The following is a 21,339-nucleotide window of genomic DNA, read 5'->3' as shown; positions in this document are numbered from 1 at the left end:
CCCGGGGCCCTCCTGGACTAGAAGGCGGGGTTGCGTGCAGACCCTGGCAATCGTCGCGAAGAGGGACAAGCCCGAGGCGGCAGCGCTCGCGGCTCAAATCCGTGAGCGGTACCCCCACCTGACGGTGCTGGCGGACCGCTCGCTGGCCCATGAGCTGGGCTGGCCGCGGGTGGATGACCGGGAGCTGGTGACCCGGGCGGACCTGATGGTGGTGCTGGGCGGTGACGGCACGCTCATCTACGCGGCGCGCCTGCTGGGCGGCCGTGGGGTTCCGATTCTGGGCGTCAACCTGGGCAGCCTGGGCTTCATGACGGAAGTCCCGGTGGAAGAGCTGTACCCCATGCTGGACCAGGTGCTCGCGGGGCGCTCCCAGGTGGACTCCCGGATGAAGCTCACCTGCCGGCTGCTGCGCGGCGGCAGGGTGCTCATCGAGGACGAGGTCCTCAACGACGTGGTCATCAACAAGGGCGCGCTGGCGCGCATCGCGGACCACGAGACGTCCATCGACGGGGTGCCGATTACGACCTACAAGTCGGACGGCGTCATCCTGGCCACGCCCACCGGCTCCACGGCGTACTCGCTGTCGGCGGGCGGGCCCATCGTCCATCCGTCCGTGGACTGCACCGTGCTGTCGCCCATCTGCTCGCATGCGCTCACGCAGCGCTCCATCGTCGTGCCGGCGGACCGGACCATCCGGGTGACGCTGCGCAGCGAGACGGCGGACACGTACCTGACCATTGACGGCCAGACGGGCCACGGGCTGCAGGGCGGGGATTGCATCGAGGTGGTGCGCTCGCCCAACCGGGTGAACCTGGTGCGCAACCCGAAGGTGGCCTACTTCTCCATCCTCCGGCAGAAGCTCCACTGGGGCGAGCGCTGAGGGGCGCCGGGCGCCGTGTTCCTGTTCCTGTCGAAGGTGTTGGACTTGCTGCTGGCGCCGCTCTCCTGGGCGCTGCTGCTGTGGCTGGCGGCCTGGGGGCTGCGGCGGCGCCGTGAGCGGCTGTCGCGGGTGCTGAGCGTGCTGGGCGGGGGCGTGCTGTACGCCTTCTCCATCGAGCCGGTGGCCATGGGGCTGATGCGGGCGACGGAGGCGGGGGCGGCGCGGACCTTCCAGCCGGGCACCCCGTATGACGCCGTCATCGTCTTGGGCGGAGGGTTGGACCCGGCCGCCACGGAGCGCACCGGCGTGCCGGAGTACAACGCGGCGGTGGAGCGGGTGCTGCGGGGCTTCGAGCTGCTGCGCGAGGGCCGGGCGCGGCAGGTGCTCATCTCCGGCGGTTCGCTGGACCCGAGGCCCGAGGCGGTGGTGGAGGCGGACGTGCTGCTGCGGCAGCTCCAACAGTGGGGCATTCCGGAGGGACGCATCGTCACGGAGGGGCGCAGCCGCAATACGCGGGAGAACGCGGTGGAGTCGGCGCGCATCATCCAGGAGCGCGGGTGGAAGTCCCTGCTGCTGGTGACGAGCGCCGCGCACATGCCACGCGCCGCGGGGTGCTTCGCGGCGGTGGGGCTGCGGCCGGACCTGTTGCCGGTGGACTCACGGGCGTCGAAGACGCCGCTGCGGCGAATGAGCTGGTTGCCCAGGGCAGGGGCGCTCAACCTGAGCACCGACGCCCTGCGCGAGCTGGCGGGGCGCGCGGTGTATCGCGTGCGAGGCTGGACGGCGCCCTGAGCGCCGCGCTCCGTCCTACTTCAGCGGCGCGAGCGGCTGACGCGCGTCAGGCGCCAGTGCGCCGGTGCCAAGCCGGCAGATGCGGCCATCCGCCTGGGCCCGCGGCGACGGCGTGCCGGTGCGGAACGCCTCCGCCAGCACGTCCAGCGGCGAGTTATCCGTCACCCTGGCCGGCGTGGACGGCTGGTTCTTCAGCATGTCGTAGCCATCCTTGCCGCTGGCGAGGAAGCTCAGCGTGGCCAGCCGGTACGTGGCCGCGGTGTCCAGCGGCTTGCCGCCCACCTTCACGCCCAGCACCCGCTGGCCGGCGGGCCGGTCCGAATCGAAGGTGAACGCCAGCCCGGACACCTGCGGAAAGCGGCCCGGGCGTGAGTCCTCGCGGCTGAGGCTGACGCCGTTCTCCAGCGCCGCGCGCAGCGTGTCGCCCTTCACCTCCAGCACCACCAGCTCATCCGCGTACGGCAGGATGGCGTGCAAATCCCGCCGCGTCACAGCGCCCGCGGGCAGCACCGCGTCCGCGCGCAGCGCCCCGGCGTTGATGAGCGCCACGTCCGCCCCGGCCGCCGCGCGGAAGGCATCCGCGACGAACGAGCCCAGGTTCGTCTCCTGCGTGCGCACCAGCGCGGACCGCGCCTCCAGCGCCACCGGGGTGCGGCCCACGTGCTCGGACAGCCGGTTGAACAGCGCGGCGTAGGGCCGCATCGCCGCGTTGAAGGCGGCGTCCTCCGGCACCTGGCGCGTCACCGGCAGCGTCTGCCACGTCACCTGGCGCACCGTGGCCGTCGCCGCGTCCACGTCCAGCGTGAGCCGGCCCAGGTCCACCGCGTCCGCCGCCACCTTGAAGATGGGCGTGCCCGTGCCGCGGTCCTCCAGCGCCTCGTGGTCATGCCCCCCCAGCACCGCGTCCACCCTGACGCAGCGGGTGAGCGCCCGGTCCTGGTCCGCCGTCAGGTGGGTGAGGGCCACCACCACCTGGGCGCCGGCCTCGCGCAGCTTCGCCACCGCGCCTTGGGCCGCCTCGCAGACGTCCCCGAAGAGCGTGTCCTTGCCGGCCTTGGTGGTGCCCTTCGTCTCCTGGATCACCACGCCGAAGAGGCCCAGCTTGATGCCACCCAGCTCGCGCACCGCGGAGGCCTGCACTCCCGCGAAGAGCCCCCCCGACTTCGCGTCCCTCACGTTGGCCCCAAGCCACGTGAAGCGGGACTCGCGGATGCGCTCGCGCAGCACGTCGTCGCCGAAGTCGAACTCGTGGTTGCCCAGCACCGCGTAGTCCAGGCCGAACGCATTCCACGCGTCCACCATGTGCCGTCCCTTGAGCGCCTTGCCGTCCACCTCCACCAGCGACTCCACGGACGGAGACAGCGTGTCGCCCCCCATCAGCGTCAGGACGTGGGGCGTCTCGCGAAGCACCTGCTTGCGCAGCGTGGCGGCGCGGGCCATGCCTCCCCGTCCTCCCTCGACGGCCTGCACCTGGTAGACGTCCGCCAGGTGCAGGAGCGTCAGGCGCACCGTGCCGGAGGGCTGCGTGGGTGTAGGGGATGGGGCGCTCGTGGCGCATCCGCTGGCAAGGACGGCGGCCAACGCGAGCAGGGCCTCACGTCGGGCCAGCGCGGTCTTCTTCGTCATCGTGCGTCGCTCTCCCCAGCGCGCTCCCTGGGTGGGGCGCAACGTGCGGGGCGTATCGCACTCAGGCGTCAATGGCGAGCACCGGGGACTTCACGCGCCGTGTCACACAGCGGCCCGGGTGGGTCGCTGATACATCCAACGCGACTCGGTATGGTGGAAAGTTACAGATTCCGGGCAGACCCGTTTGCGCTGAATTCACGCCGGTTGCTAGGACGCTCCCTGACCAAGGGAGGTTGTCATCCATGATGCACTGCAACAGGTGGGGCGCGCTCCTGCTGGCCGGTCTGGTGGCCGGCTGCGGGGAGTCCGCGTTCGAAGCGCAGCAGGGTTCGACGGAAGAGACGGCCGTCATCAGCCAGCAGCTCAGCTCGTCCACGCGGCCCGGCATGGGCGCCACCGTCTATGCGGGTGGCACCACGTTCCGGACCTGGGCACCGCTGGCGAGCCGGGTGTTCGTCTCCGGCGATTTCAACGGCTGGGGCACCTGGATTGAGCTGGGCAACGAGTTCAACGGCAACTTCTCCGGCGACGTCGCGGGCGCGGTGAAGGGCCAGAAGTACAAGTTCATCACCCGCAACCAGTGGGGCAGCGACGCGTGGCGGGCGGACCCCCGCTCGGCGTGGCAGGAGAACTCCACCGGCTCCAGCATCATCTACGACCACGGCGAGTACTGGTGGAACGCGCAGCAGTTCAGCACGCCGGCCTTCAACGAGATGATCATCTACGAGCTGCACGTCGGCACGTTCAATGACTCGCCCGGCTGGGGCCCTGGCAACTGGAACAGCGCGATTGCCAGGCTCAACCACATCCGGGACCTGGGCGCGAACATGGTCAAGGTCATGCCCGCGTACGAGTTCGCCGGTGACTTCTCCTGGGGCTACAACGCGGCCTTCCCGTTCGCGCCGGAGAGCGCCTACGGCCACCCCAACGACATGAAGCGCTTCGTGGACGAGGCGCACCTGCGCGGCATCGGCGTCATCTTCGACGTGGTGCACAACCACTACGGCCCCAGCGACCTGCCCATGTGGTGCTACAGCGGTGACTGCCTGGGCTCGGGCGGCGAGTACTTCTACAACGACTCGCGCAAGAGCACGCCCTGGGGGGACACGCGTCCGGACTACGGCCGCCCCGAGGTGCGCGCGTACATCCGCGACTCGATGATGAACCTGCTCCACAACTTCCGTGGCGACGGCCTGCGCTGGGACGCCACCAAGTACATGCGCACGCAGAATGGCAGCGACGCCACCGCCATCCCCGACGCGTGGCGCGTGTTCCGCTCCATCAACCGGGAGATCAACTCCACGCAGCCCTGGAAGATCAGCATCGCCGAGGACTTCGGCGGCGGTGACTCCATCACCAACGGCTCCTCGTCCGACACCTCGGGCGGCGCGGACTTCGACTCGCAGTGGGGCGGCGACTTCGTGCACGCCATCCGCGCGGCGGTCATCGCGCCGAACGACAGCGGCCGTGACATGAACTCGGTGAAGAACGCCATCACCCAGCGCTACAGCGGGCGGCACACCGCGCGCGTCATCTACTCGGAGAGCCACGACGAAGTGGCCAACGGCAAGGCGCGCGTCCCGGAGGAGATCTGGCCGGGCAACGCGGGCAGCTGGGCCGCCAAGAAGCGCTCCACGCTGGCCGCGGGCGTCGTCTTCACCTCGCCCGGCATCCCCATGATCTTCCAGGGCCAGGAGTTCCTCGAGGACGGCTACTTCCAGGACACGGACCCGGTGGACTGGGGCAAGAACAGCACCTACGGCGGCATCCGGACGCTGTACCGCGACCTCATTCGCCTGCGCCGCAACTGGTTCAACAACACGCGCGGCCTGCGCGGGGGCAACGTCAACGTCCACCACGTCAACAACAGCGGCAAGGTGATTGCGTACCACCGCTGGGAGAGCGGCGGGCCGGGGGATGACGTCGTCATCGTCGCCAACTTCAGCGGCACGTACTTCCCCAGCTACAACATCGGCTTCCCGCGCGGGGGCATGTGGTACACGCGCTTCAACAGCGACTGGAACGGGTACTCGGGCGACTTCGGCAACACGGCGTCGATTGACACCGTGGCCTACAGCGGCGCGAAGGACGGCCTGTCGCACAACGCGTCGTTCGCCATCGGTCCCTACTCGCTGGTCATCTTCTCTCAGTAGCGCCTGACGGCACCGGGCGCCCGGGGTGGAGTCTCCCGGGCGCTCGTTCATGCCTCAGACGTTGTAGCGCCGACCCTGCGCGAGCGGTTCGATGACGCTCGCGCTGGTGTCGAAGTCATCCGGGTAGTGGATGAGCCGCATCCGGGCGCGCAGCTCGGCGGGCAGCGCCGCCAGCTTCTCGTAGGGGGTGTGCACGCCATGGTTCGTCTCGTGGATGATGAGGTCCGCCTTGGAGAGCCAGTCGATGAGGCCCTCGTCGTAGGCGGTGTCCGCGCTGTACCCCAGGCAGCGGCCCCCCGCGTGGATGCGCAGCGCGGTGGTGGGGACGTGGTGGTACGTCATCCGGCTCTCGATGAGGAAGGGCCCGTGCCGCACGGCGGTCTCCGTGGAGAGCGGCGTGTGGTCGAAGTAGTCCTCGAAGTGCTTGTCGTTGGGCGGCTCCCCGCGCCGCTCGATGAGGCACTCCATGCCCGCGGCCAGGTTTCCTTCCCATAGTCGGTCCGCGACGGCGGGGTGGGCCAGCACCTCCAGCTTCCGCTGCAGCACGAAGAAGGAGAAGTAGCCCAGGCTCTCCAGGCCCGACGCGTGGTCCGCGTGCAGGTGGGTGAGGGCCACGGCGCTGACGCGGTCCGCGTCCAGGGGCACGCCGGAGGACTCGGACGCCTCGCGCATCATCTTCCGGATGGGGTGCGGGCAGTCCACCAGCAGGACCTGGTCCTCCGCCTCCACGGCGAAGCAGGACGAATAGCGCAGGGCGGAGAAGGCGTCGCCGATGCCAAGGGTGAGGAAGGACAGGCTCAAGGCAGGCTCCGGAGGGAAGGGTCGAGTCGCTCCCGAAGCTTCGCCGCGACGGCCGGTGGACAGAAGGCGGAAACGTCCTCGCCGCGCGCCACGCGCGCCTTGAGTCCGCTGCTGCTCACCTCGGCCAAGTGGGCTTCGGCTGGAAGGAAGAGGGTGGACAGCTCGGGCGCCAGCGCGCGGTTGTTCTGCGCCAGCGTCGTCTCGAACTGGGCGTCCGTGGCGCCGCGCACGCCGCGCAGCAGGACGCTGGCGCCGATGTCCCGCGCGAAGTCGACGATGAGCCCCTGCGTGCGGGCCACGGTGACGTTGGGATGATGCGCCACGGCTTCGCGCAGGAGGGCCACGCGCTCGTCGGCGGACAGCAGGCTCTCCTTGTCCGGGTTGACGGCCACCACCACGACGACGTGGCCGAAGAGGCGGGCCGCCTGCCGGACGACGGACATGTGGCCGGCGGTGACGGGGTCGAAGCTGCCGGCGTAGACGGCGATGGTCATCACGACACCTCGGGAGCGGCCTCGGAGGCCAGGCTCCGGGGCGGGTGGAAGGTGAGGGCGGCGTACAGCGTGCCCGCCGCGCACAGGAACGCGGCCAGCATGAAGTGGCCGGCGTAGCCCAGGGCCTGGGCGCTGAAGCCACTCAGCGCGGCGGCGGCGCCCGTGGCCAGCACCACCAGGGAGGCCTGCACGGTGTAGTCCGTGGCGGCGTGCTCCGGACGGCAGGCGTCCATCATCGCGGTGAAGACGGCCGCGGTGGCCATGCCGCTGGCCACGTGCTCGACGCCGCAGACGAGGGTGAGCAGGGCCAGGGACGTGGGGCCCTGGGCCGCCAGGGCGTAGAGCAGCACCGCGCCGGCCTGGAGGACGCCAAAGACGAGCAGCGCCCGTCGCCGCCCGAGCCGCACCACCAGGCCGCCGCCCAGCAGCGCGCCCACGAGCCCCGCGGTGAAGCCCACGCCGCCGAGCATCCACCCAATGGCCGTCAGCGACAGGCCCGCGTCGACCAGGAAGGTGCGCAGCATCCCGGTGGCCAGGGCTTCACCCGCCTTGTAGACGACGAGCAGCGTGAGCCACGCGCCAGCCCCTGGGCGCTTCAGCCACCACCGCAGTCCCAGGCTCTGCGCGGGCGGCGGCGCGGTGGGGGGCTCGCGGAAGCGGGCGATGGGCACGGTGGCCAGGAGCAGCAGCGCGCCCAGCGCGAGGAACGTGGGGCGCCAGCCCACCGCGTCGAAGACGGCGAGCATCACGCCTCCGCCCAAAATCATCCCGACGCGGTAGGCCGCCACCTGGATGCCGTTGCCCCAGCCGCGCTCGGCCGGCGCGAGCAGCTCCACCGCCAGCCCGTCCGTGGCCACGTCCTGCGTGGCGGCCAGGAGGTTGATGCCCAGCACCGCGGCCATCAGCAGCCGCGTGTCCAGGCCGCCTTCGGGGAGCGCGAGCGCGAGCAGGAGCCCCGACGACAGGCACTGCAGCGGCAGGATGTAGCCGCGCCGCCGGCCCCACCTCGCCGAGCCGTGCCGGTCCATGGGCGGGGCCCAGAGGAACTTGAGCGCCCAGGGCAGGGCCAGCAGGTGCGCCAGGCCGATGGAGGGCAGCGACAGGCCATGGTGGCGCAGCAGCACGGGCAGGGCCTGGGTGAAGAAGCCGAACGGAAGCCCCTGCGACAGGTAGAGGCTGGAGAGCAGCCCCAGCTTGGTGGCCGTCTTCATGCGTCCTCCTTCGCGCCGGCCGAGTCCAGCAGCCCCGCGGCCATGCGCTTCACCGTGCTGGCGGCGGAGCCCGCGGGAACGAGCCCCGGGACGCTGGCGGCGAGCACGAAGTAGCCCTGCACGGCGGCGAACAGCCCGGCGGCCAGCGCGGGCGCCTTGCGCCGCCCCACCACGGCGGCGACGAGCGACGTCAGGTGCTCCAGGTCGGCGCGCACCACCTGCTCGTAGACGGCCTGGACTTCGGGCTGACGGATGGCCTCCGCGCTGATGGTGACCCAGCTGGCGACGGCCGCCGGGGCCGCGTCGTCGCCCGTGGCGAGGAAGGCCTCCACGAAGGCCTCCACGCGGGCTCGGGCGTCCGGGCCCTTCACCCGCTCCAGCCGCGCCGCCACCCGCTGCCGCGCCCGCGCCGCGAGCTGCTCCACCAGCGTGAGGAGAATCTCCTGCTTGTCGCTGAAGTGGTAGTGCACCAGCCCTGGGCTCAACCCCGCCGCCTTCGCGATTTCACCCACGGAGGCGCGCTCGTAGCCGCGCTCCGACATGACCTTCAGCAGGCCCGCGACAATTTGCTGACGGCGCTCCTCGGTGTTGGATGGGCGGGGCATGGCGACCTGTTTATTGGTTGATTGACCAACCTATAAGCAGGACGGGGCCGGGCGTCAATCCCACCTGCCCCTGGGGGCGAGCGCCACGAAGGTGGATGGAGCCCCAGGCGCTGCTAGCGTGGGGCGCATGACACGAACCGCCCGCCGCTGCCGCGGGGTGATGCTGACGGGAGTCATGGTGGGCCTCTGCCTGGGCGTGCCGGGGGCCACCTGGGCCCTGCCGCCGCCGTGCGGCCCCAATGACCCGCCTGTTTCCTGCGACGCGAAGATGGTCGCCCTGAAGGTGCAGGATGGTCGGGGGACAACCGCCCTCCGCGTCGAGTCCGGAAACGAGGTCCATGTGCGCTGGCCTGACTGGAAGGGCACGTTGCGCGTGCTGACGACTCGCAATGATTCTGGGAGCTACGAGGTCTCCGTGGGGCTGCCGGGAAAGACCACGTCCCTGAAGCGCGCGGTCCTCAAGAAGAAAGGAGCGGCGCTCACGCTCGTTCCCGGCAAGGACGTGCCCGCGGGCTACTTCGGCGCGGCGGGGCACCCCGTGAAGTTCATTCTCGATGAATGAGGTGTGGCCGTGAACCTGCTTCGCTTCGCGCTCCTGGGGCTCGTCGTGGCCTTGGCATTCTCCGCCGGGGTCTGGTTCAGCAGTGATTCCGTCACGTCGCAGGTGCCGACCGTGCCGGCCGGGGAAGCCGTCGTCCAGGCCTCCGCCGCTGTCGCACCCGCCGCGCGCCCCGCACCTCGTCCGTCGGAGGCTCCGAAGCGGGACGCGTCCGCGTCCGCGCCAACGGTGGCACGTGAAGCCACCGTGCTTCGCAGGTTCCCGGAGCCGGTCACGCCTCCCTCGGTCGAGCCCAAGTCCGAGCAGGACACGGCGCCCGAAGAACGGCCCCTCGCCTTCGCGCCCGAGCTGCCCGAGCCCTTCACGCCCAAGGGCTTCGAGCGCGTGGCCTTCCGTGCCGCCAACGAGTGCGGGATGGGGCTCGACGTGGTGGCGGTGGACTGCTCCGAATTCCCCTGCATTGCCTGGACGCAGGCGAAGGACGACACCGTGCAGAAGTTCTCCATGTCGGAGTGCGCCCCCTGGGAAGAAGCCTTCGAGCACCGGACGATGGTCGTCGCGAGTACGCAGTCCAAAGAAGGCGGCTCCGGTGCCCGGTACCTGGCGTGGATGCCGCTACCCGTGGACCCCGAACTCCGGCGCATCGCCATGCGGCGCGCCCGGGAGCGCACCGATGGCATGAAGGAAGCCCTGGGGTTGCGGTAGCCCCGCGCCGCCTCAGGCCGGAACGGCGCCCGCGTGGATGAGGACCTCGCGCGCGGAGACGAGCGCCTCGATGCCCGCGGCCACCATGTCCGGCACCTCCAGCGCCGGGAAGTGGCTGGTGGCGGGGAGCTTCAGCACGTGGAAGCCCGGATGCTCCACGCCGAAGTCCACCTGCGCCGCCAGGTAGTCGTGTGACTCCGGCCGCGCATACAGGTGCATCGTGAGCGGCATGGGCTCTAGCGCCGCGAGCGCTCGCAGCGGAGAGCGCTCGCGGGCGTAGGCCGCTTCAATCTCCCGCCCGGCGCGGGCCCACATGGCCTCGTCGAACGCGCCCATGTCATCGCGCACGAAGCGGCGGATGGCGTCGTCGTCGAGCCCCTCCAGCCCGCTCCGGAGCAGGCTGTCTCGCACCTCGCGCCAGCGCTCCGTCTGGAGCCCGCGCACGGCGCGGAGGAAGGCTGGGGTGGGATCCGTGGCAATCCAGTCCAGCAACACCATCCGTGGCACCCGCGCGGGGCCCAACGCCCGCCGCAACTCGAGCGCCCACCAGCCCGCGTGGGACATGGCCACGGGGACGATGTGCCGCGCGCCGCTGGCCTCCACGACCGCGAGCAGGTCCTCCAGCACCGTGGCGCTATCGAAGTCGGTGCCCCCGCCCTCGGACTCGCCGTGCCCCCGGAGGTCCACGGACAGGACGCGCCGGAAGGCGGAGCAGCGGGGAAGCAGCTTCTGGAAGCTGGCCCGAGTGGTGCACCACCCTGGGATGAAGAGGAGCGCGGGCTCGCCCTGGCCCACGTCGTCGTAGCGGATGCGAGCGCCGCCGCGGGTGTGTACTTTCGGCATGTCGTCCCCTCCGTGGAAGCGTTGGTTGGTTCTCGTCGGAGGGTGCGCAGGCCCGGTCCTCATGTCAGCAGGCGACACGGCAGGGGCCGCTCCGGCCGGGCGGAGGGCCGCTGTCTCAACTATTTCATGTTTCGCGTATTATCCTGCTTCGTTTCCCGGGATGACCCCGGCAGGAGACATTCGCATGCAACTGAAGTCGCTCATGGGGAGTTGTGTACTCGCGGTCGCCGTGCTGCTGGCGGGCTGTGGTGGGACGGAGCTGGAGACGGCCGTCTCCGAGGACCTGGGCGTCCAGGAGGGCGCCATCAGCCTCTGTCTGCCGGGGGCTCCCGCGGGTTCGCTCTGTGGCAACGGCGGCACCTGCGTCTATGAATACCGGACCCAGACCTCGGCGCCCTGTCGTCCGAAGTGCTCGGCGAGCGGAACGTGTAGCGGCTCGCAGGTGTGTTGCCCCGGGCCGAACCTCCCGTACTGCATGCCGGCTTACCCTGGTTGCTCGCCGCTCATCTCCCCGCCCATGCCGTAGCCCCAGCGCGGCGTCGCGCTCCGGCGGGAGACGCCGGAGCGCTTCACTGTCCGCAAGCGCCGCTCAGAAGGTCAGCAGCGTCGTCACGCGCTCGCGCCCCAGCCGGTTGGGGCCTTCGAGGAAGTCCAGGCTGAGGAGGAAGCTGAAGCCCACCAGCTCGCCGCCGAGCCGGGACACCAGCTTCGCGGTGGCCTCCGCCGTGCCTCCCGTGGCCAGCACGTCATCCACGACTAGCACGCGCTCGCCCTGGAGAATGGCGTCCTCGTGCATCTCCACGCCGTCGGAGCCGTACTCCAGCGAGTAGCGCTCCACCACCGAGCGGTGCGGCAGCTTCCCCGGCTTGCGCGCGGGCACGAAGCCCGCGTTGAGCGCCAGCGCGATGGGGGCGCCCAGCAGGAAGCCTCGGGCCTCCACGCCCACCACCTTCGTGATGTGCTGCCCCCGGAAGGGCGCCGACATGGCGTTGACGACGCGGCCGAACAGGCGCGGGTCCGCCAGCACGGGGGTGATGTCCTTGAAGACGATGCCGGGCTTGGGGAAGTCCGGCACGTCCCGGAGCCGGGCCTTCAGGTCGGCGACGAGGGTGGTGTCGGTCAGGCTCGGGACGGGCAGGTTCATGGCGTGCGCTCCAGCGGGGGAGGAAAAGCGGTGGGGCGGGGAAGGGGAGGACCGGGAGGCGAGGGGCTCGGACGGCCGCCTGCTCTGTCGCCATGGCGACAACCCCCTTCCGGCTGGGGGCATTTGTCGCGCGAAAGGGCCTCCCGGGTGGGAGGCCCGCCTCTGGGGGGAGGGACGGCGCGTCGGCTCGGCGCGCCGGACGCTTCCCCGAAGAGCGGGCGGGTTTCGGAGGCGCGAAAGCGGACGGTCCGGGCCATGGCGGGGGTTGATGCTCTCACAGCTTGATGCCAGCGGCGGATTCTGCTGGCGGACGCATTGATTTTTCCCGCGACCGGGAGCCTCGTTGCTGTGGTAGTTCAACGGGTTCCCCGGCGATTTGGAGCCTGGGGCCTGTGCCAGCCGTGCAATCCACCGCCGATATTCGAGAGATCCTCCCGCCTCAGGACACCCAGTGGCTCCGTGCCCTGAAGGCCGAAGTTCAACCCACGACCTTCAAGCAGGGGCGAGAGGTGGCGGAGTCGCGCCGCGTCTTCGGCCTCAATCGTGAAGGGGACCGCATCAGCGCCCAGGTCGCCGGTTCGTCCGGCGAGCGGTATCAGACGGCCCTGCATCTGGGTAACGGCCGAGCCACGTCGACCTGTACCTGCCCGTCGTGGAATGCCGAAGGCCCCCACTGCAAGCACGTGGTGGCCGCGGCACTCATCTACGCCGCGCGCTTCCGTCCGCCCGGACCGCCCGCGCCTCGCCCGGCGGAGCCTGTCGCCGCCGCTCCCGAACCGAGGGAGGCCGTCATCGATGACGAGCCTCATGTGGAGCCGATGCAGTCGGGCGGCGACCCGGTCAGCCTCCCGGCCCTGGCCAAGGTGGAGAGCTGGCTCGGTCTGTCTTCTCAGCCCGACTACGAATTCTTCTACCGCCTCACGGCCGCCAGCACGGGGAACGGCAGCACCCGGCAGTGGATTGTCGACGTGCGCCGGCAGGACGCGCAGACGAAGGGGCCCATCCACGTCAAGCGCCTGCTGCAGACGGGGGGCCGCATCTCCCCCGCGGACGAGCGCGTCTTCATACTGCTGTCGCGCCACGAGCACCGCTATGACTCGCGCCTGGTCCTGTCCGACGAGGAGCTGAGCGAGGCGCTGGAGCTCCTGCGCCACCGCCGCGTCATCTACCGTGGCACGGCGCTCATCAACACCGAGGTGCCGGTGCGGCCCCAGATTCATCTGGAGTCCCGCCCGGACGGCGCCACCGCGCGCATCGAGCTGCTCTTCCCGGACAACGCGAGCTACGCGCTCAAGGACGTCATCCTCCTGTCGGGCCGGCGCACCTGGGTCATCCAGGCGCAGAACCTGCACCCGGTGGAGCCGGACTTCCCGCCGCGGCTGTTGCGCAAGTGGCTGCTCGAGCCCAGCATGTCCTTCCCCTCGGGGCAGCTGGACCGGGTGCTGACCTTCTTCGCCGCGCACCTGCCGCGCTTCCGCATGGCGCTGAAGGCGGACGACATCGACGTGGACGAGAGCGTGGAGCCTCGCTTCATGCTCACGTTGGAGGGCAACCCCGAGCGCGTGAAGGTGCAGCTGGCCGCGAAGTACGGCCACACGACGGTGCCGGTGTCCCCCACGGCCACGCACCTGGGCTACGCCAGCGGCGTGGGCGGGGACAGCCGCAAGCTGTACCGGCGTCGCGAGGAGCTGGAGCGCGGCGCGGGGAAGCTGCTGTTGGAGCTGGGCCTGCGCTTCGAGCCGCAGGCGCAGGTCTTCGACGCCACGGCCGACACCGCGCTGGAGTTCTGGGCTCGGGGCCTGGCCTCGCTCCCCGAGGACTGGGAGCGCTTTGGCGTGCAGGCCCCCAAGGTGCGCCTGCGTCCCAATCTCAAGCCGCGCATCCGCGTGGGCATGAGCGGCGTGCAGTGGTTCGATTTGGACGCGGAGTTCGTCACCGACGACCAGGCCGTGGACCTGGGCGCGGTGCGCATGTGGCTGGACTCCGGCCGCCGCTTCGTCCCCCTGAAGGATGGGAGCTTCGCGGAGGCGGACCCCGTCGAAATCAAGCGCGTGGCGGACCTGCTCGAGGAAGCCGGCGCGCTGCCGGGCCGCTCGCGCACGCGGCTGCCGCTGCACCAGGCCGTCGCGTTGGACCTGCTGGCGGACCTGGGGGAGTTCACCGAGGTGGAGGCCAAGGCGCGCCAGGCGATGCTGGAGCTGCGCGAGACGGCCGGCGTGCCGAAGGTGTCCGTGCCCGAGGGGCTCCAGGCCACGCTGCGCCACTACCAGGAGGCGGGCCTGTCCTGGCTCTGGTTCCTGCGCCGCCACGGCCTGTCCGGCATCCTCGCGGACGACATGGGTCTGGGAAAGACCATCCAGTCGCTCAGCCTGATGCAGAAGGTGGCCAACGAAGAGGGGCGCAAGCCGTCGCTCGTGGTGGCGCCCACCAGCGTGCTGGCCAACTGGGAGCGCGAGGCCGAGCGCTTCACGCCGGGCCTCAAGACGATGGTGTGGCACGGTCAGGACCGCAAGGAGCGGGCCGAGGACCTGAAGGACATGGACCTGGTCCTCACGTCCTACGCGCTGGTGCGCCGTGACCTGGACCAGCTGTCCCAGGTGGGCTTCCGCTACATCATTCTGGACGAGGCGCAGAACATCAAGAACGCGGGCAGCGCCACCGCGCAGGCGTGCAAGGCGCTCCCCAGCGAGACGCGTCTGGCGCTCACCGGTACGCCCCTGGAGAACCGCCTGTCGGAGCTCTGGAGCATCTTCGACTTCCTGATGCCGGGCTTCCTCGGCAGCGCGGAGGGCTTCGGGGACCGCTACGAGCAGCCCATCCAGGTGGCCAACGACAACATCGCCAAGGACCGGCTGCGCCGCCGCATCCAGCCCTTCATCCTGCGTCGCCTGAAGACGGAGGTGGCCAAGGACCTGCCGCCCAAGACGGAGAGCGTCGCCTGGTGCGAGATGGAGCCCGGTCAGGCCGCGCTCTATCGCGAGGTGCTGGATGAGAGCCGCCGCAAGGTGCACGAGAGCATCGAGAAGGTGGGCTTCAAGCGCAGCCGCGTGTCCATCCTGGCCGCGCTGATGCGCCTGCGTCAGGTGTGCTGCGATCCACGCCTGCTCAAGATGCCGCCCGGCACCCTGATGCCGCCCAGCGCGAAGGTGGAGCGCTTCCTCCAGTTGGTGGAGGACCTGGTGGCGGAAGGCCACCGCGCGCTCGTCTTCAGTCAGTTCACGGAGATGCTGGAGCTGCTGAAGCAGGAGGCGGACAAGAAGGGCCTGCGCTACCTCTACCTGGACGGTCGCACCAAGGACCGCATGGGCAAGGTGGACGAGTACAACAACCCGGACGGTCCGCCGCTCTTCTTCATCTCCCTCAAGGCGGGCGGCACCGGCTTGAACCTCACCGCGGCCGACTACGTCATCCACTTCGACCCGTGGTGGAACCCCGCCGTGGAGGACCAGGCCACGGACCGGACGCACCGCATCGGCCAGACGCGCGCCGTCATCAGCTACAAGCTGATTACCCGTGGCACCGTGGAGGAGAAGATCCTCGCCCTCCAGCGCCGCAAGCGCGAGCTGGCCGCTGGCGTGCTCGGCGGGGACACGGACGAGCTGGGCCGGACGCTCACGGAGCAGGACATCCAGGAGCTCTTCACGGAAATCTAAGGACTTGCGAGCTTGGGGGCCCGCCATCCGTGCGCTCAACCCGAACGCCTGTGCAGTGTCAGTCGGACCTGCTAGGGTGTTCAGGTACCAGAGCCGTCGTACGGACATTGGAGGGCGCGCGTGCTGCTGGGTCTGCGGATTTCGAACGTGGCGGTGATCGAGGAGGTGGAGGTGGCGTTCGGAGCCGGCCTCACCGTCCTCACGGGTGAGACAGGTGCGGGCAAGTCCATCCTCGTGGATGCACTGGGCCTTTTGCTCGGGGGGCGCGCCGACGCGGATGTCATTCGCGCCGGCTGTGAGGAGGCGTCCGTGGAGGGCGTCTTCGCGCGGACTCCCGCGTTGGAGACCCGGCTGGAGGAGCTGGGTCTGCCGGACCTGGGGGATGAGGTGCTCGTGCGCCGGGTGCTGGGACGCACCGGGCGTGGCAAGGCCTACGTCAACGGCTCGCTGGTGACAGTGGGCGTGCTGGGCAAGCTCACGCGCGGGGCGGTGGACATCGCCGGCCAGCACGAGCACGTCAGCCTCTTTGATTCGGGCCTGCACCGGGTGCTGCTGGACCGGTACGGCAACCTGGCGGAGGGGTTGGCGGCCTACTTCCGGGAGTACACCGGCCTGCGCGAGGTGGACGCGCGCATGGAGGCACTGGGCGGAGACGAGGCCAAGGTGCGCGAGCGCGCCGAGTTCCTGCGCTTCCAGCTCGACGAAATCACGCGCCTGGACCCGGAGGCCGGCGAGGACGCGCGGCTGGACGCGGAGCGCAAGCGGCTGGGCGGCGCGGAGAAGCTCAAGCGCCACGCCGCGGAAGCGGAGCTGCTGGTGGCCGGTGAGGAGCAGTCCGCCGTGGAGACGGTGGGCCGCGCGCTGGGGCTGGTGCACGAATCCGTGAAGTGTGACGCCACGCTGGCGCCGGTGGCGCAGGCGCTGAGCACCGCGCTGTCGGAGCTGGAGGAGGCACAGCGCCGGCTCAACCGCTATGTGGAGGGGCTGGAGTCGGACCCCTCGCGGCTGGCGGACGTGGAGGAGCGGCTGGACGCGCTCAAGCGCCTGTGCCGCAAGCACGGCACGCACCTGGAGGGCCTGCTGAAGAAGCAGGGCGAGCTCGAGGTGGAGCTGGGCACGCTGGAGAACCGGAAGGAAATCCTGGAGGAGCTGGCCGCCGACCGCCGCAAGGTGGAGGAGCGGGCCCGGAAGGCCGCCGCGGCGCTGACACGGGCGCGCACGGCCTGCGCGGTGACGTTCGCCGCGCAGGTGCGTGAGGGCCTGGGGCAGCTGGCCATGGGCAAGGCGGCCTTCGAGGTGCGGGTGACGCCGTCGGAGTCGCTGCGCCCGGACGGCGCGGACGACGTGGAGTTCTTCTTCAGCGCGAACCCCGGCGAGCCGCCGCGCGCGCTGGCGAAGGTGGCCTCTGGCGGCGAGGCGAGCCGGCTGCTGCTGGCGCTCAAGAAGGCCCTGGCCGACAGCGACGGGGGCGGGTGCTACATCCTGGACGAAGCGGACGCGGGCGTCAGTGGCGCCATCGCGGACGTGGTGGGGCGGATGATCAAGGACGTGAGCAGTCACCGTCAGGTGCTCTGCATCACCCACCTGCCGCAGGTGGCCGCCTATGCGGATGCACACCTGCTCATCCGCAAGGGCCTCAAGGGCGAGCGCACTGTCTCCGAGGTGGTGGTGCTGGAGGCAGGGGCGGAGCGGACCCGGGAGCTGGCACGGATGATGTCGGGCGTGGAGGTGACGCGTGAGGCCCTGGGAGCGGCGGAGGCCCTGGTGCGTTCGGCCAACAGGGCGCTGGGGACCCGGGCCCGCAGGGAGTCCGGACCGGAGGGGAGCCCCCGGGGTCGGCTCCGACGCACTGCGTGAAGTGCGTCAGGTGCATCCGCGTCCTTGCCCCATCCTTGGGCCTCACATAGCATCCCGGGTGTGTCCAGCACCGCAGGGCAGACCGCGGCCTCCCGCTTGAAAATAATCTCCGCCGGCCTGACGGATGTCGGGCGTAAACGTAATCACAACGAGGACAGCTTCCTCATTGATGATGAGCTCCAGCTCTACGTCGTGGCCGACGGTATGGGCGGCCATGCGGGCGGCGGTACTGCGTCCCGCATCGCGGTGGAGACCATCGACAAGGAGATGCGCCGGGCGCGGGAGGGCAAGGACAACCCCTTCCTTTCCGTCCCGAACCTCCAGGACTCTCCGATTCCGGAGGCGCTGCGCACCGCCGTGGAGCGGGCCTGTCTGGCCATCTTCACGGCCGCGCAGGAAGACGCGCGGCTGTCCGGCATGGGCACCACCGTCATCTCCCTGGTGGTGCGCGACGAGCACGTCTTCTTCGCCCACGTGGGTGACAGCCGCGCGTACCTCATCCGCGGCGACCTCATCCAGCAGATCTCCGAGGACCACTCGCTGGTCAACGAGCAGATCAAGGCGGGGATGATTACCCCGGAAGAGGCGAAGCACTCCCGCTACAAGAACATCATCACCCGCTCCGTCGGCTTCGAGGAGGAGGTGCAGGTGGACGTCATGGGGCTGGTGTCAGAGCCCGGCGACGTCTTCCTCCTCTGTTCGGATGGCCTCGCGAACATGATGGAGGACCGGGAGATCCACGAGAGCGTGGTGAAGTCGCGGACCTTCGAAGAAGTCCCCCAGCGTCTCATCGACTTCGCCAACGAGCGTGGCGGCGACGACAACATCACCGTCATCGTCGTGCGAGTAGAGGCCTGACACACCAGGAGTCTGGACGTGGCCGACAGACCTCCCTGCGGGTCTGTTGACCTTGACACTCTTGGAATCTGAGTGGTAGCTGCCCCAACGTTTCCAGCCGAGTCGAAATGCCGGTGGGCGACGAAGCGGGAGGGGTAGGCGGCGGGGGGAGGTGTTGCGCGCGAGCAAGCGACTTAGCTTGCTGCGCCAGTAGTCCCACGCAAGCAGGGGAGCTGTCCCGTGGCGAAAAAGTCCTTCACACTGATGGTGATTCCGGACCACGACGCTCCGGTCAAGCGGTACACCATCCAGCGGTCCTTCTTCACCCAGGTGGGGATGGGACTGATGCTCGTGGTGGGACTGGGCGTGGGTGCGAGCGTGCACTACTTCCAGGTGGCCGCGGACGCCTCCGAGAACCGCATCCTTCGCGAAGAGAACCTGACGCTGCGCTCGCAGCTCAAGTCGGTGCGTGAGCGCATCGAGCACATCGGCTCCACGTTGGACCGGGTGGAGCGCTTCGACCAGAAGCTGCGCGCGGTGACGCTGCTGTCGGATCCGCAGCGCAACCTGGCCATGGGCCCGACGGAGCCCGAGGCGGGCACGTCCGCGCCGGCCACCGACACGCAGTTCACGCAGCTGACCTCCACGGAGACGCCCAAGGCGCTGATGGGCCGGTTGGACCGGCTGAGCGCGGAGGCCACCCGCCAGGAGCAGAGCCTCCAGGAGCTGCAGGCCTACTTCCAGGACCAGAAGTCGCTGCTGGCCTCCACGCCGTCCATCTGGCCCGCGCGCGGCTGGGTGACGAGCGATTTCGGCTCGCGCCTGGACCCGTACACCGCGGACCGTGTCATGCACGGCGGCATGGACATCGCGGCGCCACACGGCAAGGAGGTCTTCGCGCCGTCGGACGGCACGGTGGTGTTTGCGGGCCTCGAGGGCGGCTACGGCAACGTGCTCGTCATCGACCATGGGTACGGCATCAAGACGCGCTACGGCCACCTGTCGAAGATGCTGGTGAAGGCCGGCGACAAGGTGAAGCGCGGCATGCACATCGCCGCCGTCGGCAACACCGGCCGCTCCACCGGCCCGCACCTCCACTACGAGGTCCGCGTCAACGGCATCGGGCAGAACCCGCGCAAGTTCATCCTCGAGGAGTAGTCCGCGCGGAGGATGACGCCTCGGTGGTTCGTCGAGGCGCCTCGCTGCGGACGCAAAGGGACGCGCTCCCGTGGAAGCCCGAAGGGCTCCGGGCGCGCGTGCAGTCGCCGTTCCAGCCAGGATGGCCCGGCGCTGCCTCACGGCGTCAGAGCGTCGCGGGGCCTGGGATGGAGCCATCCAGCCGGATGCGCCTGCGCTGAAGTCCCTGCGCGCGGCCGGTGCGCTCCATGACGTGGGTGCGCTCCAGCTCCGCCCACAGCAGCGGTCCCAGCACCTGCCAGTGTGAAGGCGCGTCCACCGTCAGCTCCAGCAGGCTCACCGTCCACGAGGGCACGTCCGCGTCGGGCGTCTCCTGCGGCAGCACCCGGCGTACGTCCCGCGCCAGCCGTTCACGCGTGGGGGCGGCGAGGTGCTCCTCCACCGTGAGCTGCGACGTCGGCACGAGCAGGGCGGCGAAGGCGTCCGCGTGGATGCGCACCACCTTCGCGCCAGGGTACTGCGCGCAGAGGGACTCCACGGTGGCGCGCAGCACCGCGTCCCCGGTGGGGAAGCCGAAGCGGGCGTTGACGTTGATCATCCCCTGCACGTCCGCGATGACGGCGCCCACGCGCCACCCGTCATGATGGCCGTGGGTGGACACGTCGTACTCCTCCTTGAGGAGACTGCCCTGGGTGAGCGCGGGCACCTGGAGCGCGCCCGTCTTCGCGTCCGGCTGGCCGCGCCGGGCCTGCTCCGCCTGGACGAGCACCTCCACGGCGGCCTGCACCGGGGCCTGGGGGCTGCGGGTGAGCACCCAGGGGTGGAGGGCGATGAGGGCGGTGGCCGTGGCGTCGTCGAGCGGGTAGGGCATTGCGCTCCTTGTGTAGCGCGTCCACCGCCGGAGCGCAGGGCCTCACTTCATCTTGTGCGCGGTGACGGTGACCTCATCCCGGTCATGGTAGAGCTGGCGGACGGTGAGCCCCTCCCAGCCGCCCTCCTGGACGAGCGTGTGGCGCACCCGCAGCAGCAGGGGGTTCTTGTCCTTCATGGGCAGCTTGATGTTGGCCACCAGGTGCTGCGCCCAGCCGCGGCGGCCCCACTTGGCCAGCAGCTGCGCCACTTCCAGGGGGCGCCAGGCCATGTCGCAGAAGAGCCAGTCCGCCGGCGCGTCGGGCGCATAGGCGAAGGCGCTCTCCTGGACGTGCTTCACGCGCGGGTTCCCCGTCAGCGCTGGCATCAGCCGCGCGGGGTCCACCGCCACCACCTTCGCGCCACGGCTCACCAGTCGCTGCGTCCAGCCGCCCGGCGCCGCGCCCAGGTCCACGCACACGTCGCCGCGCCCGGGCTCGAAGGCCAGTCCGTCCAGGGCCTCCTCCAGCTTCATGGCCGCGCGTGACGGCGCGTCTCCAGCCCGCCGCATGCGCCTGCGTCCGCCCGCCGCCAGGGACACGGCCTCGCGCGCGTGCACGGCGCCCACCACCGTCACGTCGTCCGGCGCCACGCACAGGGACACCAGCAGGGCGCCGGCCTCGCGCGCCCGCTGAGCGTCCTCGACGCGGCGCCCTGGCGGCAGCCTGGCGCACACGGCGGACTCCAGCGCCTCCGCCACGGGCGCCAGGGCGTTGCCACGCGGGGTGTCGGGCGTGAAGGCCTGCACCGCCCAGGGCGCCCGCCCGGGAAGCGCCAGCACGGCCCGGGCCGCGGCTTCGGCGATGGCTTCGGGGCTGTTGGCCGTCAGGGTGGCGGCCACCTGATAGCCCGCGCGCGCGAAGGCGGGCGGAGGGCCGGAGACGGCGTCACTCTCCACCAGGGCCTCGCCCAGCAGGCGGGGCCCGGCGCCGGCCCACTCCAGCTCCTCGAAGAGGTGGGCCTCGAAACCCGCGCGGCAGGTCCACAGCCAGCGCCCGGGCCGGGCGGCCATCGTCCGGGCGGGCATGGCGGGGACCTTGGCCCGGGGAGGGACTTTGGGAGCGGGCGGCGCGGTGCGTGCAGGGGGCTTGCCCCCGGGGGCAGGGCCCTGGCGGTTGGCCGGCGGTCCGGGT

At 70.6% G+C, this 21,339-nt stretch carries 19 protein-coding genes; 10 read left to right on the top strand and 9 right to left on the bottom strand.

Annotated features, from left to right (window positions below; genetic code table 11):
* Positions 1-34 precede the first annotated feature (34 nt).
* Positions 35-880 (top strand): NAD(+)/NADH kinase, encoded by an 846-nt coding sequence (locus KGD87_RS16385; protein WP_284668338.1) that lies wholly within the window; start codon positions 35-37, stop codon positions 878-880.
* 15 nt (positions 881-895) lie between these two features.
* Positions 896-1,672: a YdcF family protein gene (locus tag KGD87_RS16380; RefSeq protein WP_284668337.1), complete on the top strand. Its 777-nt coding sequence runs from the start codon at positions 896-898 to the stop codon at positions 1,670-1,672.
* A gap of 15 nt (positions 1,673-1,687) precedes the next feature.
* On the opposite strand, the gene KGD87_RS16375 is transcribed toward KGD87_RS16380, so the two are convergent.
* Entirely contained in the window at positions 1,688-3,298 is a 1,611-nt protein-coding gene (locus KGD87_RS16375; protein ID WP_284668336.1) for a bifunctional metallophosphatase/5'-nucleotidase, read from the bottom strand.
* A gap of 242 nt (positions 3,299-3,540) precedes the next feature.
* Between KGD87_RS16375 and KGD87_RS16370 the strand changes: the two genes are divergently transcribed.
* On the top strand, positions 3,541-5,451 hold the full coding sequence (locus KGD87_RS16370; RefSeq protein WP_284668335.1) for an alpha-amylase family glycosyl hydrolase: 1,911 nt from the start codon (positions 3,541-3,543) through the stop codon (positions 5,449-5,451).
* Between the two features lie 54 nt (positions 5,452-5,505).
* On the opposite strand, the gene KGD87_RS16365 is transcribed toward KGD87_RS16370, so the two are convergent.
* Genes KGD87_RS16365 through KGD87_RS16350 form a run of 4 tightly spaced genes read right to left on the bottom strand, consistent with a single transcriptional unit; the run spans position 5,506 to position 8,562 of the window.
* A complete protein-coding gene (locus KGD87_RS16365; RefSeq protein ID WP_284668334.1) occupies positions 5,506-6,252 on the bottom strand; it encodes an MBL fold metallo-hydrolase in 747 nt (248 codons plus the stop codon).
* The gene (gene coaD, locus KGD87_RS16360) at positions 6,249-6,746 is read right to left on the bottom strand and encodes a pantetheine-phosphate adenylyltransferase (RefSeq protein ID WP_140794461.1); all 498 of its coding nucleotides are present in this window, start codon (positions 6,744-6,746) and stop codon (positions 6,249-6,251) included. Before coaD ends, KGD87_RS16365 begins: the two co-directional genes overlap by 4 nt.
* On the bottom strand, positions 6,746-7,957 hold the full coding sequence (locus KGD87_RS16355) for an MFS transporter (RefSeq protein ID WP_284668333.1): 1,212 nt from the start codon (positions 7,955-7,957) through the stop codon (positions 6,746-6,748). The genes coaD and KGD87_RS16355 overlap by 1 nt, the downstream gene beginning before the upstream one ends.
* The gene (locus KGD87_RS16350) at positions 7,954-8,562 is read right to left on the bottom strand and encodes a TetR/AcrR family transcriptional regulator (protein WP_163777566.1); all 609 of its coding nucleotides are present in this window, start codon (positions 8,560-8,562) and stop codon (positions 7,954-7,956) included. The genes KGD87_RS16355 and KGD87_RS16350 overlap by 4 nt, the downstream gene beginning before the upstream one ends.
* A 127-nt stretch (positions 8,563-8,689) precedes the next feature.
* Between KGD87_RS16350 and KGD87_RS16345 the strand changes: the two genes are divergently transcribed.
* Together KGD87_RS16345 and KGD87_RS16340 are read left to right on the top strand one after the other, a co-directional pair.
* Positions 8,690-9,124, top strand: a complete 435-nt coding sequence (locus KGD87_RS16345) for a hypothetical protein (RefSeq protein ID WP_284668332.1) — start codon at positions 8,690-8,692, stop codon at positions 9,122-9,124.
* A 9-nt stretch (positions 9,125-9,133) separates the two neighbouring features.
* Entirely contained in the window at positions 9,134-9,826 is a 693-nt protein-coding gene (locus KGD87_RS16340; protein WP_284668331.1) for a hypothetical protein, read from the top strand.
* Between the two features lie 12 nt (positions 9,827-9,838).
* Here the strand turns inward: KGD87_RS16340 and KGD87_RS16335 are convergent, their stop codons facing one another.
* Entirely contained in the window at positions 9,839-10,669 is an 831-nt protein-coding gene (locus KGD87_RS16335) for an alpha/beta fold hydrolase (RefSeq protein WP_284668330.1), read from the bottom strand.
* Between the two features lie 184 nt (positions 10,670-10,853).
* On the opposite strand from KGD87_RS16335, the gene KGD87_RS16330 reads away from it, so the two are divergent.
* A complete protein-coding gene (locus KGD87_RS16330) occupies positions 10,854-11,195 on the top strand; it encodes a hypothetical protein (protein ID WP_284668329.1) in 342 nt (113 codons plus the stop codon).
* 63 nt (positions 11,196-11,258) lie between these two features.
* Here the strand turns inward: KGD87_RS16330 and KGD87_RS16325 are convergent, their stop codons facing one another.
* Positions 11,259-11,813: an adenine phosphoribosyltransferase gene (locus KGD87_RS16325; protein ID WP_176411197.1), complete on the bottom strand. Its 555-nt coding sequence runs from the start codon at positions 11,811-11,813 to the stop codon at positions 11,259-11,261.
* Between the two features lie 401 nt (positions 11,814-12,214).
* Here KGD87_RS16325 and KGD87_RS16320 point away from each other — a divergent pair, with 401 nt between their 5' ends.
* The 4 genes from KGD87_RS16320 to KGD87_RS16305 all read left to right on the top strand — a co-directional run bounded on the left by KGD87_RS16320 (position 12,215) and on the right by KGD87_RS16305 (position 19,318).
* The gene (locus tag KGD87_RS16320; protein ID WP_284668645.1) at positions 12,215-15,466 is read left to right on the top strand and encodes a DEAD/DEAH box helicase; all 3,252 of its coding nucleotides are present in this window, start codon (positions 12,215-12,217) and stop codon (positions 15,464-15,466) included.
* A gap of 120 nt (positions 15,467-15,586) precedes the next feature.
* The gene (gene recN / locus KGD87_RS16315) at positions 15,587-17,323 is read left to right on the top strand and encodes a DNA repair protein RecN (protein WP_284668328.1); all 1,737 of its coding nucleotides are present in this window, start codon (positions 15,587-15,589) and stop codon (positions 17,321-17,323) included.
* 60 nt (positions 17,324-17,383) lie between these two features.
* Positions 17,384-18,181 (top strand): Stp1/IreP family PP2C-type Ser/Thr phosphatase, encoded by a 798-nt coding sequence (locus KGD87_RS16310; RefSeq protein ID WP_163785373.1) that lies wholly within the window; start codon positions 17,384-17,386, stop codon positions 18,179-18,181.
* Between the two features lie 219 nt (positions 18,182-18,400).
* Positions 18,401-19,318: a M23 family metallopeptidase gene (locus KGD87_RS16305; RefSeq protein ID WP_176410345.1), complete on the top strand. Its 918-nt coding sequence runs from the start codon at positions 18,401-18,403 to the stop codon at positions 19,316-19,318.
* 145 nt (positions 19,319-19,463) lie between these two features.
* Here the strand turns inward: KGD87_RS16305 and KGD87_RS16300 are convergent, their stop codons facing one another.
* Both KGD87_RS16300 and KGD87_RS16295 read right to left on the bottom strand, forming a co-directional pair.
* A complete protein-coding gene (locus KGD87_RS16300) occupies positions 19,464-20,168 on the bottom strand; it encodes a nucleotidyl cyclase domain-containing protein (RefSeq protein ID WP_284668327.1) in 705 nt (234 codons plus the stop codon).
* 42 nt (positions 20,169-20,210) lie between these two features.
* The gene (locus tag KGD87_RS16295; protein WP_284668326.1) at positions 20,211-21,233 is read right to left on the bottom strand and encodes a 23S rRNA (cytidine(2498)-2'-O)-methyltransferase RlmM; all 1,023 of its coding nucleotides are present in this window, start codon (positions 21,231-21,233) and stop codon (positions 20,211-20,213) included.
* Between the last annotated feature and the right edge of the window lie 106 nt (positions 21,234-21,339).

It is taken from the genome of Myxococcus sp. SDU36, assembly GCF_030168875.1.
GTDB lineage: Bacteria > Myxococcota > Myxococcia > Myxococcales > Myxococcaceae > Myxococcus > Myxococcus vastator.
This window is presented reverse-complemented; position numbering and strand designations above follow the sequence as displayed.